General features: G+C 54.0%; 12 protein-coding genes and 2 tRNA genes. 3 read left to right on the top strand and 11 right to left on the bottom strand.

Annotated elements, in window-relative coordinates:
• Positions 1 to 36: 36 nt before the first annotated feature.
• The 9 genes from CHB83_RS14325 to mltG form a co-directional block, all read right to left on the bottom strand.
• Positions 37 to 414, bottom strand: a complete 378-nt coding sequence (locus CHB83_RS14325) for a cupredoxin domain-containing protein (protein ID WP_089333114.1) — start codon at positions 412 to 414, stop codon at positions 37 to 39.
• 33 nt (positions 415 to 447) lie between these two features.
• Positions 448 to 2,742, bottom strand: coding sequence for a heavy metal translocating P-type ATPase (locus CHB83_RS14320; RefSeq protein ID WP_245855359.1), 2,295 nt, complete (start codon positions 2,740 to 2,742; stop codon positions 448 to 450).
• Between the two features lie 194 nt (positions 2,743 to 2,936).
• Positions 2,937 to 4,184: a PAS domain-containing protein gene (locus tag CHB83_RS14315; RefSeq protein ID WP_089333112.1), complete on the bottom strand. Its 1,248-nt coding sequence runs from the start codon at positions 4,182 to 4,184 to the stop codon at positions 2,937 to 2,939.
• A 31-nt stretch (positions 4,185 to 4,215) separates the two neighbouring features.
• Positions 4,216 to 4,575: a hypothetical protein gene (locus CHB83_RS14310; RefSeq protein ID WP_045689923.1), complete on the bottom strand. Its 360-nt coding sequence runs from the start codon at positions 4,573 to 4,575 to the stop codon at positions 4,216 to 4,218.
• A gap of 211 nt (positions 4,576 to 4,786) precedes the next feature.
• A tRNA-Ser gene (locus CHB83_RS14305) sits at positions 4,787 to 4,871 on the bottom strand.
• Positions 4,872 to 4,945: 74 nt separating this feature from the next.
• Positions 4,946 to 5,032: transfer RNA gene (locus CHB83_RS14300), tRNA-Ser, on the bottom strand.
• A gap of 136 nt (positions 5,033 to 5,168) precedes the next feature.
• Positions 5,169 to 6,119, bottom strand: a complete 951-nt coding sequence (locus CHB83_RS14295) for a YihY/virulence factor BrkB family protein (RefSeq protein ID WP_236704990.1) — start codon at positions 6,117 to 6,119, stop codon at positions 5,169 to 5,171.
• 95 nt (positions 6,120 to 6,214) lie between these two features.
• Positions 6,215 to 6,730 carry an acyl-CoA thioesterase gene (locus tag CHB83_RS14290; protein ID WP_089333111.1) on the bottom strand — a complete coding sequence of 172 codons (516 nt, stop codon included), beginning with the start codon at positions 6,728 to 6,730 and terminating at the stop codon, positions 6,215 to 6,217.
• 120 nt (positions 6,731 to 6,850) lie between these two features.
• Positions 6,851 to 7,927 (bottom strand): endolytic transglycosylase MltG, encoded by a 1,077-nt coding sequence (mltG, locus tag CHB83_RS14285; RefSeq protein ID WP_082455468.1) that lies wholly within the window; start codon positions 7,925 to 7,927, stop codon positions 6,851 to 6,853.
• A gap of 194 nt (positions 7,928 to 8,121) precedes the next feature.
• Here mltG and CHB83_RS14280 point away from each other — a divergent pair, with 194 nt between their 5' ends.
• Entirely contained in the window at positions 8,122 to 9,951 is a 1,830-nt protein-coding gene (locus CHB83_RS14280) for a T9SS type A sorting domain-containing protein (protein ID WP_089333110.1), read from the top strand.
• 196 nt (positions 9,952 to 10,147) lie between these two features.
• Positions 10,148 to 10,777 carry an L-threonylcarbamoyladenylate synthase gene (locus tag CHB83_RS14275; protein WP_045689922.1) on the top strand — a complete coding sequence of 210 codons (630 nt, stop codon included), beginning with the start codon at positions 10,148 to 10,150 and terminating at the stop codon, positions 10,775 to 10,777.
• Positions 10,778 to 10,820: 43 nt separating this feature from the next.
• On the opposite strand, the gene CHB83_RS14270 is transcribed toward CHB83_RS14275, so the two are convergent.
• A complete protein-coding gene (locus CHB83_RS14270; RefSeq protein ID WP_262490734.1) occupies positions 10,821 to 11,714 on the bottom strand; it encodes a lysophospholipid acyltransferase family protein in 894 nt (297 codons plus the stop codon).
• 3 nt (positions 11,715 to 11,717) lie between these two features.
• Positions 11,718 to 12,593: a hypothetical protein gene (locus CHB83_RS14265; RefSeq protein ID WP_089333109.1), complete on the bottom strand. Its 876-nt coding sequence runs from the start codon at positions 12,591 to 12,593 to the stop codon at positions 11,718 to 11,720.
• Between the two features lie 130 nt (positions 12,594 to 12,723).
• On the opposite strand from CHB83_RS14265, the gene CHB83_RS14260 reads away from it, so the two are divergent.
• A complete protein-coding gene (locus CHB83_RS14260) occupies positions 12,724 to 13,356 on the top strand; it encodes a WbqC family protein (protein WP_089333108.1) in 633 nt (210 codons plus the stop codon).
• Positions 13,357 to 13,464: the final 108 nt, after the last annotated feature.

Raw genomic sequence — 13,464 nt, 5'->3', positions numbered from 1 at the left:
ATCTAGCATTGCCGGTTGGCGAGCCAAACCCCCAAGCTAGCGCACTACCAGCCGGCCGCGCAGCATGTGCATGCCACAGGTAAACTCGTACGTGCCCGGTTGCGCAGGCGTAAGCTCAATGGTAGTAGTTTGGAAAGCTGGCAGCTCCCGGCGGATGCGAAAATCAGGTAGTAGCAGTTCTTCAGAGCAGCTGTTATCCTCGGCGCGGTGAAATCGTAGCTGTACGGGGCGGCCGTGCTCAACTTCTACCACTGCAGGAGAGTAGCCACCCTGCACCTGAATGTCTATAGCTTGCACACCTCCATCAGCGGCCACGGCCTGCGCGCTAGTTTGATGGGTAAAGAAGAAGTACCACACTACCAGTCCAATCAACAAAAGACCGCCACTTGTTACAAACAGTTCTGCAGTATCCATAGCTGTAATTGAAAAAGAGTAGGTGCCTGCGAGCTAGCGCCGCAAGCGCAGAGAGTTTGTAAGCACCGAGACTGAACTTAACGCCATAGCACCGGCGGCCAGCATCGGCGACAAGGTGATACCGAATAGGGGGTACAACGCGCCCGCCGCCACGGGAATACCCAGCACGTTGTATACAAAAGCAAAGAACAGGTTCTGCCGAATGGTGCGGATAGTTTGCTTCGACAGCTCAATGGCCGTGGCTACACCGTGCAAATCGGAGCGCATGAGGGTGATACCGGCCGCTTCCAGCGCTACGTCAGTGCCCGTACCTACTGCCAGACCAACATCAGCCCGGGCTAGCGCGGGAGCATCATTGATACCGTCGCCCACCATGGCTACCACGCGGCCCTCGGCTTGCAGCTTCTGCACTTTGCTGGCCTTGTCCTGAGGTAGTACTTCGGCAAAGTACCGCTGTACGCCTACTTGCTGCGCTACAGCTGCGGCAGTTTGCGCATTGTCGCCAGTAAGCATGACGACTTCCAGCCCTTGCCGCTGCAAACGCCGGATGGCTTCGGCAGCGGTGGCCCGCACAGTATCTGCCACCGCTAGTACTGCCACCACCTGGCCTTCTTCAGCCACAAACAGCACGGTATTCGCAGCGGCCAATAGAGCAGTAGCTGCTTCAGCCAAGGCGGTTGGTAGAGGTATGTTGTGCTCCGTCAGCAAGCGGCGGTTACCAATTAGCAGAGCCTTGCTCTCAACTGTACCCGCTGCTCCACGGCCTTCCAGGGCCTGAAACTCGGTGGTCTTACCCCTTATCACTGCTCCCTGCTGCTCGGCGTAGCGCACTACTGCCGCCGCCAAGGGGTGTTCGGATTGCCGCTCTACTACGGCCACGCGACGCAGGAGGCCCGCCACATCGGGGTAGCCGGGGGCTAGCGTAAATTCCGTCACGGCCGGCTCCCCTTCCGTGATGGTACCGGTTTTATCGAGCAGAATGGTATCTACTTTGTACGCTTTTTCGAGGGCCTCAGCATTTCGGATAAGCACGCCCTGCTCCGCTCCTCGCCCAGTGCTTACCATAATAGCGGTGGGCGTTGCCAGCCCCAGAGCGCACGGGCAGGCAATGATGAGCACGGCCACGAAGTGCACTAGCGCCAGCGGTAAGCGCTGGTCACTTGCAGCAAAGTCAAACCAGACCACGAACGTGAGTAGAGCCAAGCAGACTACAGTGGGCACAAAAATGGCGCTAACTTGATCGGCGAGGCGCTGAATGGGCGCCCGGCTACCCTGGGCTTCCTCTACCAGGTGCACAATGCGGGCCAGCATAGTGTCGGCACCTAGCTTGGTTACCCGAAAGCGAAACGAACCGGTTTTGTTGAGGGTGGCCCCGTACACGGAACTACCTAGATACTTGGCAACGGGCAGGCTTTCTCCTGTGAGCATGCTTTCATCTACCGCCGACTTGCCTTCTATTATCTCGCCGTCGGTGGCTACCTTTTCACCCGGGCGCACCAGCACTACATCATCGAGGTCAAGCTGCTCTACGGGCACATCTTCCTCCCGTCCGTCTGGGCGCACTACGCGGGCCGTACGGGCTTGCAGGTTCAGCAATGCCCGAATAGCAGCTGAGGTGCGGGTTTTGGCCCGCGCTTCCAGCACTTTACCAAGCAGAATAAGAGCAATGATGGTTGCCGTAGTGTCGTAGTACACCTCCGGGGTCAAACCCCGACTGGTGAAAAAACTAGGCACTCCCGTAGCAGTTAAGCTGTACAAAAACGCGGCTCCGGTACCCACTGCCACCAGTGTGTCCATGTTGGCAGAGCGGTGGCGGAAAGCATTCCATGCTGAAATGTAAAACTCCCGTCCACTGTAGAGCAGCACCGGCAGCGTCAGCAGCAGTAGCCCGTAGTTCAGCACCGGCATGCTAATGCGGTGCATAAGCGTAGGCCAGAGCATTAGCATAGATAAGGGCATGATGATGACCGTGAGACCCACGGCTACCCACAACCGACGCTTAAGATGCGCGTAAGCAGTGGCTTTTTGGCTTTCCAGCAGTGCTTGGCGCTCTTGGGCGCTGGTATCGGGGCGGGGCTCTGCTACTTGGAATCCGGCCTGTCGTACCACTTCCTTCAGCACCGCCCGGTTGGTGGCAGTAGGCAGGTAGTCAATAGTAGCCTTTTCGGTGGCGAGATTTACCCGAGCATCCTGCACGCCGGGAGCACGCTTGAGGGCACGCTCTACGGCGGCAGAGCAGGAGGCACAGCTCATGCCCATAATATCCAGGCTGGTTTTGGCAGCTTCCTGCGCGGCCTGGGGTTCCATAGGTGAAAGAGTGTCGTTCATAGTTTTGGAGCAGTAGGCATCTAGGTGCTTACTACCATCAAAGTAACAACCAAGTAGGGCCGCTGGTAGTGCGGGATTTAGGTGGGTACTGTACGAAATTCCGCCGCTACAGCCTCCTACAGCTAAAAGCCCCGCCTCGCCAGTGGAAGTGGCAAAGCGGGGCGCTAAATAGGATGCGTGCGTATGAGAAGTAGCTAGTTGCTGAGCCGCTGGCGTAGTTCCTGCACTTCTCGCTCCAAGTCGAGCGTGCGGAACATTACTTTGGCTTCCAGATCGGAGTAGGCGCGCTCCAGTTGGTCTTGTAGCTGCTTTTGCTCGGTCACGTCGGTATGGGTACCGCACCACCGCACAATCTGGCCAGCGTCGTCCAAAACAGGTAGGGCCCGGCTTAAAAACCAGCGGTACTCGCCGTCTGCGCGCCGTAACGGAAAGGTATCTTCCCAGGCCTCACCCGTTCGAATTGCGGTTTGAAACTTCGTTCGGACCTGCTCGGCGTAGTCTGGGTGGTGTACGTGCTGCCAGTCTTGGTTATGCACGTGCTCGGATGAGGTGCCCGTGTACGCAAACCACCGGTCGTTAAACCAGAAAATACTACCCGCTTCGTCGGCCATCCATGCCATCTGCGGAATGGCATTTGCCAGCGTAGTGAAGTCCTGCTCCCGCTTGCGCAGGGCTAGCTCGTTCATCTTCTGGTCGTGAATGTCGGTGCAGGTGCCAAACCATTTTACTATCTGCCCTTCACTGCTATACACTGGTAGGGCTTGCCCCAGAAACCAGCGGTAGGTGTTGTCCTTGGCTTTGAAGCGGTATTCTATCTCGTAGAATTCGCCGGTAGCCAAGGAATGTCCCCAAATCTCGCGGGCCCGTTGCCGGTCATCAGGATGCAGAAGGTTGTTCCACATATCGGGACCCACACTATCCGCTAAAGTATAGCCCGTGAAGTCGGTCCAGCGCTGGTTGAAGTAAGTGTGAAAGCCCGTGGGGTCCGTGGTCCAGACAAGCTGAGGAATCAACTCGGCCAAAAAGGAAAAGTCCGCCTCTGCGCCCGTATTTCCGCCCGCGCTTTGGCGCGACACTTCTACGTCGATTGTGCTAATAATCCACTGTTGCACAATGCCGACATCGTTCATCTGCGGATAGCCCGTGCTCCAAACCCACCGGTACTGGCCGTCCTGCCGGCGAATACGAAATTCGACCTGATATATCTGGTTGGCTGCTAAAGCTGCCTTCCATTGCTCGCTCAGGCGCTTCTGGTCGTCGGGATGCACGAGTGACAGCCACTGCGCCTGCACCTCGCTCAGCGACAAACCCAGGAAGTGCAACAGCTGCGGGCTGGCATACACTACTCTGCCGCTCGCATCGGTGGTGCCTAGCATACCAGCAGCCGATACACTACTGCTGGCAGGAAGAGGTTGTTCTGTATTCAAATCGGCTATAGCCATGTAAGAAAAATGGTTTGGCGTCTGAAGCACCTCAAGGACGCGCCAATTGCATCTCCATTCCTGACTGGAAATATAGATTAAGTAAGCTTTCACTGCCACTGCGCGAACGACGCAGGCGTGTTACCAAGGCGCGGGTTTGCTCCCAGGTTAGGCTAAGTTCCAGATACGGCCGGTTCAGCAGCGCATCGCGGAGCACCGACCAGTGCCCACTATCACGTTGGTTAGGAGTCTGGACTTGCACGGCGCCGGGTTCCAGGTAAAACCGCTCCGCCTGTGCGAGTACACTTCCCGGCTCGGTGCGGTTCAGCACCCGATCTGCCACGCGCCATTCACCGGTGAGATACTCATCAGGCAACTGCTGCAGATTGACATCAAAAAGCAAGTCGGACATATGTAGAGCAGTTAAACGCAGCCTCGCCTAGTATAGTTGAGCTTACTATCTCAAAGATAAGGCATGTGCTGGCAGCTAGTGTTACTGGTACGCTACGTTTTGAAGATACTACCCCAACATGAAAAGTTGCTGAAGTTGCCACTTTCTAAGCACTGTTCTTCGCCTAGGCGCAATAAAAAAGCCCTGCTTCTAGCTGAAGCAGGGCTTTTTGCAGAGGAGGAGGGATTCGAACCCCCGGAAGTTTAACCTTCAACGGTTTTCAAGACCGCCGCAATCGACCACTCTGCCACTCCTCTGGCAATTCGTACCCGAAGGTGCGAAAAAATTTGTAAAAACACACTTTCTCACCTGTTATGAGAAGTACTTAGTGCAGAGAGGGGGGGATTCGAACCCCCGATACCGTTGCCGGTATAACGGATTTCGAATCCGTCGCATTCGACCACTCTGCCACCTCTCTGTAAGGTTCCAAATCAGTGGTTTGGGATGGCAAAAGTAGAGAGCATTTAGTAAGGCGCAATAGACCAGCAGCATTTTTTTCTTCGCTACGATCTTGTGTGCTCATTTTCAGCCACAAAGTATTTACTGGTTACCACTTAGGGTTTGCGCAGGCGGCCTGTTACGGCATCAATGCTCACGTTTACCTCAAACCCTAGAATCAGGGTCATGCACACGAAATCTAGCCATACCATGAAGCCTACTAGCGTGCCAATAGAGCCATAAAAGTGGTTATAGCTATCGAAGATTTTGACGTACAAGATGAACAGGAAGGACACCAGAAATATCAAGAGGGTAGCCACTATTGCTCCCGTTGAGATAAAGGGCCATTTGTCGTGCACGGGCGGCACGTAATAATACACCAAGCAGGTAGTAAGCAGAAACAGTCCTACCACTGACCCATACCGCAGCACAGCCGTGAGCTGGTCCGTCATGGCCTCCGGCACAATCTCGTGGTACACTAGGGCATCGATGATGTAGGTTCCGAAGAAGATGCTGGCTACGGAGAACAGTAGTACCGATGATAGGACCACGGTGAGCAGCGTAGCAATAACCCGTTTACGAACGTAAGTGCGTTTCTTGAACGAAGGGTATTTTTTCTCGAAAGCATCGAGCAGCGCCATGATGCCGTTGGAGCTAAGCACTAGAGCAGTAGCAAAACCAAACGAGAGCAAACCACCGTGGGGGATGTTTACGATGTCCTCGATGGTACCCGAAACGGCCACGTACATTTCTCGAGGAATTAGATCGGCCAGGAACTGTAGAATATCCAGATTCAGGTTTGGAATAGGGATATACGGAATCAGCGTAAACAGGAAGATGATGGTGGGAAAGATGGCAATAGTGAAGTTGAAAGCCATGTAGCTGGCCCGCTTTGCTACACCATCTAGCTTAATTTCCTGCATAATGCGGTCCACCACGTCGTAGACCGACGCTTTTCCATTGTGAAACCGTAGCCGCTTAAGCCACACGATAAACTTGCGGTAGCTGCGGCGGCGGCGCACATCTGGAAGATGGTAGCGACGGACAGGAAGGCGCATAGTTTTCATAGGCCAACAAAGGAAGCAGGAGTGATAAAGGCCGCTGATACGGGGTATCTGCCGGCTAGCACCTCAACATCAAGTTTTACCAAATAAGGTCCCTCCTACTCTCCAGTCTCGGGCTCCGTGCCCTTCAAGAAGGCGGCAGGTGCGGGGGCGGTAGCGGGCCGTTTTTCGTGCGGTGGTGTAAGCGGGCCCGCCGTTTCCTCGTCGGAGAAATACCCAACTAGCTTCTCCTGTATGTGCCCTGGAATAGGTACCGGCCGGCCGGTAGCCATGCTCACAAACACCATAAGCGTATGCCCCTCCGTGAGTAGCTCTTTAGCTTCGTTGTAGATTTCGTACTCAAAAAGAATCCGCGACCCTTCCGCAGGCTGCTTCAATAGCAACCGCACCGTCAGCAGGTCATCGTAGCGGGCAGGACGGCGGAAACGGGTACGAATTTCACCCACGGGCATCCCTACTCCTTCGGCTTCCAAATCTTTGTAGCTAATGCCTAGCTGCCGGAACGCTTCGGTGCGACATACTTCAAAGTACGCCGCGTAGTTTCCGTGATACACGTAACCCATTTGATCGGTTTCGGCATACCGCACGCGGATGTTAGTATCGGAAGTGTACATGAATTGCAACAGGGTGCTAGGGTGGAGAACTACAGATAGAGTAAGAACAAGCTCAGCTAATATATTTTACAGCACATTAGGCGCGTCGGGCGTCGGCTACATGCTGCCTAGTAGCTGGAGTTACTTCATGATGCCAGCCCGGCTCAGAGCCGCCTGGTACCGGCGCGCGTTTACCAAGTGCCCCGCCTCGTTGGTGGCAAACGCATGGTAGCCGCTGAAGTCTTCTTTGGCGCAGAAGTAGAGGTAATCGTGGCTTTCGGGGTTCAGCACGGCGTCAATGCTGGCAATGCTGGGCAGGTTGATAGGGCCGGGCGGCAGGCCCGCGTATTTATACGTGTTGTAGGGCGAGTCTTTGGCTAAGTGCACATTCAGCACACGCTTGATAGTGAAGTCGCGGTTGGCGTATACGACGGTGGGGTCGGCCTGGAGTTTCATTCCGCGCTTGAGCCGGTTGAGGTACACGCCCGCTACCCGGGGGCGCTCGTCGGGGTGCTGCTGCTGCTCAGCTTCCACAATGCTAGCCAGAATGCTCACTTCCGTGCGAGTAAGGCCTAATTTCTTACGCTGGGCGTCGCGTTCAGGCGTCCAAAACTTCTCATACTCCTTTTTCATCCGCTGCATTAGGTTGTCGGCGGACGTATTCCATAGCAACTCATACGTGTTCGGGATGAACATCGTCAGAATACTCGTGGTGTCGAAGCCTAAGCTTTTAGTGTATGCTGGGGAGTTCAGCAAGGAATCGAACTGGCTAGGGCGAGCATCAATGGTGGTACTAAGCTTGCGAGCCAAGTCCTCACGGAGACGGATGTTTTGGAACGTCAGCATGAGGGGCAGCTTGTTGCTTCCAGTGCGTAGGTCGTTAATCAACTGGCGGTTGGTGTAGCCGTCTTTCAGCTCGTACCGTCCTGGCTTCACCAGCTTCTCGTATTTCATAAGCCGAGCCACGAAGTGTAAGCTCAGCTTATCGATAATTACTCCGCTGGCGTCAATGGAGTCCAGCACTTGCTTGGCCGTCTCGCCGCGGCGCACTACCACGTACGTAGGACGGCCTTTGGTTTCTACGTTCGGGGTGAAGAATATCTGATAGAAATAATACGAGAACGTAATGAGCAGCAGCCCGATAATGCCCGTGGTATACGCAAAGCGGTTGCGGCGCTTCGTGGCTTTAGCTTTGTAGTCGATGCGGGTTTTGGCCATGAATGACAAGTAGAAAGCAAACAGGTACAGAGGGGGTTAGGACAAACCCTTTGGGTAACCAAGGGGTTTGAGGTAGCTTTGGGCCTCCAAAAGTACGCGGAATCTGCGGCGGAAGTATAGTCCAGCCTCTTTGGTTCATCAGCGTCTTTTGTCCTACTCCCCTAGTACCCTTTCACCCTCCTATTTTATTCTTGATGAAACACACATACTCTTCCTGGCCGCGCCGCGTAGCTGTGGTTGCCACGTTACTGAGTTTTGCTTCGGTAGCTCACGCTCAAACGCTACTAGGCCAGTACTCCTTCACGGGTGCCACCGGCTCAGAAGCCACTTTTAATGCGGATGCCCAACCTACTAATGCCCAGCTCAGCCCCGTTACCCGTGGAACCGGTGTAGTAGCCTCTGCCGGATCAAATACCTTCGCTGCTACTGACTGGAGCACTGCTGCTCTTGATGCTACCGACTACTTCAGCTTTTCTGTAACGCCTAGTGCTGGGTATACTCTCCGCCTAGACAGCTTGCGCCTAGATGAGCGCCGCTCCGGCACTGGTATTCGCGACTGGGCCATCCGTTCCAGCCTCGACAACTTCACTGCTAACCTTCTGGCAGTCAATGTGCCCGACAACACCGATACCCGCAACAACACTTTGGTAACTTTACCAGCTGCATTTGCGGCAGTGGCCTCGCCGGTAGAGTTCCGCATTTATGGCTACAATGCTGAGGCTGCTGCGGGAAGTTGGCGTATTGATGATCTGCGGGTACTTGGCACGGCGGTGGCTAGCTCCACTACTGTACCTACGATTACTTTTGGAGCTACTGCTGCTACGGTAGCCGAAAACGCTGGCACCGTGCAACTACCTGTTACGCTAAGTGCAGCCAGCACTCAGGCTATTACTGTAGAGGTAGCCGTTGCAACTGCTGGGGGTACAGCTACCTCTCCCGCTGATTACACCTTTGCGACGCAAACGCTGACGTTTCCGGCCGGCTCTACGGCCGCTCAAAACGCTACGCTGACCATTGTGGACGACGCTGCGTTTGAATCAGCAGAAACTGTTGTTCTATCGTTGCGGAATGTGTTGCCAGCTGGTGCTGCTACTGCGGCCGGCTCCTATACCCTCACCATCACCGATAATGATGTTGCACCTACTCCTGTTATTTCGCCTATTGCCACTCTCACGGTAAACGATGCGACGGGTGTGCCCATGCAAAATGGTGCTGCCGTAGCCGTTCGCGGCACGGTATACGGCACAAATACCCGCACGACGGGCTACCAACTGACGGTTATCGACAACACCGGCGGTATTGGCATCTTCTCTTCTACTGCTATTGGCACCATTGTGCTGGCAGAAGGTGATTCGGTGGAAGTAGCTGGCACCCTGGGTCAGTTTAATGGCCTTACTCAAATTACCCTTACCAGCATCACGCCCGCCGGCCGCGCCCGTCGCACCTACCAGCCCCGCGTTATCACCACGGCCCTCACGGAAGCCGAAGAGTCGGAGCTAGTACGTATTCCAGGCCCACTTACGGCTACCAACCCTGGCCAGTGGCTAACGAACTCGCCTGCTACAACTACGGGCTACAACGTAACAGTAGCAGATGCTAACGGCGTAACCTACCAGATTCGTATCAACAACGGCACTACCTTATACAACCAGCCAGCTCCGGCCGGTCCGTTCTCGCTCACGGGCGTTGGCTCCCAGTTCGACAATTCATCGCCTTACACGGAAGGCTACCAGATCATTCCGCGTGGCTTGTCTGACTTAGCGCTCGGGCGTCGTGAGGCTGCGTTTGCCGCTACCGTTGCTGTCTTCCCGAACCCGGCTACTACCCAACTCACCGTGCAGGTAGGCGCGGCTGGTCGTGGGGCCACGCTGGAGGTATTTAACAGCCTGGGCCAGCGCGTACAGCAAGCGTCAGTACTGACAAATGAATCGCAGCTAGACATATCGGCACTGAAGAGTGGGGTATATTCTGTTCGCCTCACTACCAAAGCAGGTAGCGTTTCTCGCTTGTTCGTGAAGCAATAAACTTTACCAATTCCGCATAAAAAAGGCTCCGGCACAATGCGCCGGAGCCTTTTTTATGTTCTCAAATAGCAGATAAAGGCAACTCTACGCGTCTTTTTATCGAAAGAGTAGCAGGTTTACTCCTCTCCTTGTACATTGACCGCCCCGCTGCTTCTTAGCGCGGAGGGCCCTGTTCACCCAAATTTCCTGTTTCGCTATGGCTGCTACGCTGCTTCGCATTCACCCCGATAATCCACCTCAGAACCGCCTCCTACAGGCCGTAGACGTACTTCGCAACGGTGGCGTTATTATCTATCCAACCGATACAGTGTATGGGTTGGGGTGTGATATCCACAATGCAAAGGCCGTGGAGAAGCTATGCCGTATTAAGGGTATTCATCCCGATAAGGCTAATTTATCCTTTATCTGCTCCGACCTCTCGCACATCACCGACTACGCTCATGGCATTACTACGCCGGTGTATAAAGTGCTAAAAAAGGCGTTGCCTGGCCCGTTCACCTTTATTTTTGAAGCTAGCCCCAAAGCGCCGCGATACGGCGGCGTGAAGCGAAAAACCGTTGGTATTCGGGTACCCGACAATAACATATGCACGAGCCTCGTGCGAGAGCTAGGCAACCCTATCGTGTCCACGTCCATTCACGACGACGACGAATTGCTGGAATACAGCACCGACCCAGACCTGATCTTCGAGAAATACCGGCCTTTGGTTGACCTAGTGATTGATGGGGGTTTTGGTAATAACATTGCCAGCACTGTCGTCGACTGCACAAACGAAGATTTTGACATCATCCGTCAAGGTGCCGGCGATATAGAGCAGTATCTGTAACTCAGAACTAGGCAACCTAAGTAAACGGGCTATGCTTAGCCAGTTACAAGTTTCGCTTGTGCTTCCAGCGGCGGTGCGACCAGAGGTAGTCGGGCGGACTAGCCTGAATATCTCGTTCAAGCTGCCGAGCAAAGGCTTCCGTGAGTACGTGGGAGCCTTTTATAAGCGATGTTTCACCGTCGTGGAACTCAGTAAACGTAATTTCATAGTAGCCACGACGTACACGCCGAATTCCTACGTACACTGCTGCACAATGCAGTTGAGCAGCCAACTTGTCGGCTCCCGTGTAGAAGGGCGTGTCTTGGTGTAAAAAGGTAGTCCAGTACGGATGATCTTCGGGGCCAGCAGCTTGGTCAGTGAGTAAGCTCAAGGTACGGCCAGTACCTCTATACTGCACTAAGTCGCGCAGGGTAGCTAGCATAGGGACCAGATGGGCTCCGGTGCGGCTACGCAGGCGGCGCATGAAATCCTCAAAGAAGGGGTTCATCAGCGGCTTGTACACTCCGCCAGCCTGCCCCGGGTAGTTTAGTGCTGCCGCCGCCAGAATCCATTCCCAGTTGCCAGCATGAGAACCCAGGGTCAGCACCTGCCGCTTCTTTGCGAATAAATTGCTGAGTACTTCTGGATTGGTGAAGCGTACTCGGTGCCGTAGTTCGGTTTCAGATATGGCACGCAGTTTCAAAATCTCCACGATAACCTGGGCGAAGTGCCAGTAGAATTTCTTCCCAATGCGGCGGATTTCGGCTTCAGTTTTATCCGGAAAGGAATTGCGCAGGTTTTGTAGTACTACCCGCTGCCGGTAGCGTAGCACATACGCCATAAGGACATACAGCACCCCAGCTACAGCATACAGCGCAGACAAGGGTAAGCTAGCTATACCTACCAGTAGCCACTCTAGCGGGCGGTAGTACCAAGACGCTGACTTCTTTTTTCTCATTCATTAGGGCATTACGGCCCCGGCAGGCGCGTAATCGTCGGGGTTACGACTTAATTTGGCTGTTTGAGAGGCAAGCAGTTGATTCTTGGCATTACGCACTTCCACAAGTAGCACGTACTCGCCGGCCGGCACCTTGCTAATATCTACTTCGCCTGACACTACAGTAGGCTTGCCCGAAGCGCCCGTGACGCTACCAGTACTAGTCACCAAGTCTTTCGTAGCAGTAGGAGTTCGTAATCGATACCGCAACGTGAGCGGCTGATCGGATGTGGCATTATGTAGCTCGGAGTAAAAGTACACCTTATCGGCTCCACGAGCATACAACCCACCGGGGGCACGGGTTAGACTAAAGCCGTTCCGAATAAAATTGTTGCCATCGGCTATAGTGCGCGAGGCAGGTTTTGCTAGCAGCACAATATCGCTTAAAACAGGCTTAATAGAGGTTGATTGCAGGACAAGCGGGACTTCCACAATGTTGGCGGTACCTCCTTTATACTGGTCACGGACTTGGCCTCGCAGCACATAGCTTCCATCAGGCACTACAATGCGCTTTTGAAAGCTAATGGGGTTTTTAATAACCGCAGTGGTGTCGCGCAGCACAGGGGGCTTCAATAGTACTGTTTCCTGGTACACTGCTGCCCCGTCAGGACGAATGAGTTCGAGCGTAACAGTGGCTGCCGCTTGAAAGAGCTTAGGACCGCGGCGCTTGTACGTCAACGACTGCCCCGAAACCGTAGCGTATACTTCCACCACTGCGCCTTTTACAGCCACGTTTTCATTGCGAAAGCGTGCAACATCTAACACCAGTTGCGGGGGAGCGGCAGCTTGTGCTGCACCTAGTAGAAGAAAGAATAATAGAGTAAGTGCAGCACGCATCATGTCAGCTTGTCGGGTTCAAAGATATTGCTTTCCTTAAAATGCCTTTCGGCAGGATAATGGTTCGGTTCGTTCGGCAGAATGCTCTTCCTTACCGCTTAATGGTTTCTCAGAGCCCATAATCGCCTTTCGTATGCCCGTTCTGTTTGAAACTCACTACCATCCACCTATTGCATTTTTTGGTGAATTAATTGGCAACCAGACACTATGGCTGGAAACCCAGGAGCACTACCGTAAACAAACCTATCGGAACCGTTGCCTTATTCTCACTGCACAAGGAGTAAAGCCTCTTACCGTGCCAGTAATAGATGGCAACCGCAGCGAAAAAGTGCTGATTAACGCCGTAGAGATTGATTATCGTCAGAACTGGATTCATCAGCACTGGCGCACATTGCAAACCGCTTACGGTGGCACACCGTATTTTGAATATTACGCCGACTATCTGCACGATATTTACGTACAGAAGCCTAGGTTGCTTTTTGACCTTAATCTGGCTTTTCTGCGTTTCTACTTACGCTGCTTACGCCTGCCGCTTTCCCTTCAGCTTACTACTGAATATTTGCCCTCTTATCCCTCCTTTCTCCCTCACGTTCCTACTGCATCTGTGCTAGACCGCCGCGACTGGCTGACACCGAAAACTGCCGAACCTGACAGGAAGTCGGGTAAGTCGTATCGCCAAACGTTTGGTAAAGATTTTGTACCGGGACTCAGCATCTTAGACCTGCTATTCATGCAGGGACCGGCCGCCGGCAGTTTTCTTACGTAGTGTACTTGCCGCCTCCGAACCTTCGCCCGTCACAATCTGTTTTCAGATAACAACGGCCAAAACCCGCATTTGCTGCCTCCACTTACACTTGCGGGGTTCCGTTTTTCT

The sequence above is a fragment of the Hymenobacter mucosus genome, from assembly GCF_900188255.1.
Lineage (GTDB): Bacteria > Bacteroidota > Bacteroidia > Cytophagales > Hymenobacteraceae > Hymenobacter > Hymenobacter mucosus.
Note: the sequence above shows the minus strand (reverse complement) of the source record. Positions and strands in the feature narration are given on the sequence as shown.

Excerpts from the sequence above, each read along its gene's own strand:
- CHB83_RS14325 (WP_089333114.1), bottom strand. The coding sequence starts at position 414 with ATGGATACTGCAGAACTGTTTGTAACAAGTGGCGGTCTTTTGTTGATT.
- CHB83_RS14320 (WP_245855359.1), bottom strand. The coding sequence starts at position 2,742 with ATGAACGACACTCTTTCACCTATGGAACCCCAGGCCGCGCAGGAAGCT.
- CHB83_RS14315 (WP_089333112.1), bottom strand. The coding sequence starts at position 4,184 with ATGGCTATAGCCGATTTGAATACAGAACAACCTCTTCCTGCCAGCAGT.
- CHB83_RS14310 (WP_045689923.1), bottom strand. The coding sequence starts at position 4,575 with ATGTCCGACTTGCTTTTTGATGTCAATCTGCAGCAGTTGCCTGATGAG.
- CHB83_RS14295 (WP_236704990.1), bottom strand. The coding sequence starts at position 6,119 with ATGAAAACTATGCGCCTTCCTGTCCGTCGCTACCATCTTCCAGATGTG.
- CHB83_RS14290 (WP_089333111.1), bottom strand. The coding sequence starts at position 6,730 with ATGTACACTTCCGATACTAACATCCGCGTGCGGTATGCCGAAACCGAT.
- mltG (WP_082455468.1), bottom strand. The coding sequence starts at position 7,927 with ATGGCCAAAACCCGCATCGACTACAAAGCTAAAGCCACGAAGCGCCGC.
- CHB83_RS14280 (WP_089333110.1), top strand. The coding sequence starts at position 8,122 with ATGAAACACACATACTCTTCCTGGCCGCGCCGCGTAGCTGTGGTTGCC.
- CHB83_RS14275 (WP_045689922.1), top strand. The coding sequence starts at position 10,148 with ATGGCTGCTACGCTGCTTCGCATTCACCCCGATAATCCACCTCAGAAC.
- CHB83_RS14270 (WP_262490734.1), bottom strand. The coding sequence starts at position 11,714 with ATGAGAAAAAAGAAGTCAGCGTCTTGGTACTACCGCCCGCTAGAGTGG.
- CHB83_RS14265 (WP_089333109.1), bottom strand. The coding sequence starts at position 12,593 with ATGATGCGTGCTGCACTTACTCTATTATTCTTTCTTCTACTAGGTGCA.
- CHB83_RS14260 (WP_089333108.1), top strand. The coding sequence starts at position 12,724 with ATGCCCGTTCTGTTTGAAACTCACTACCATCCACCTATTGCATTTTTT.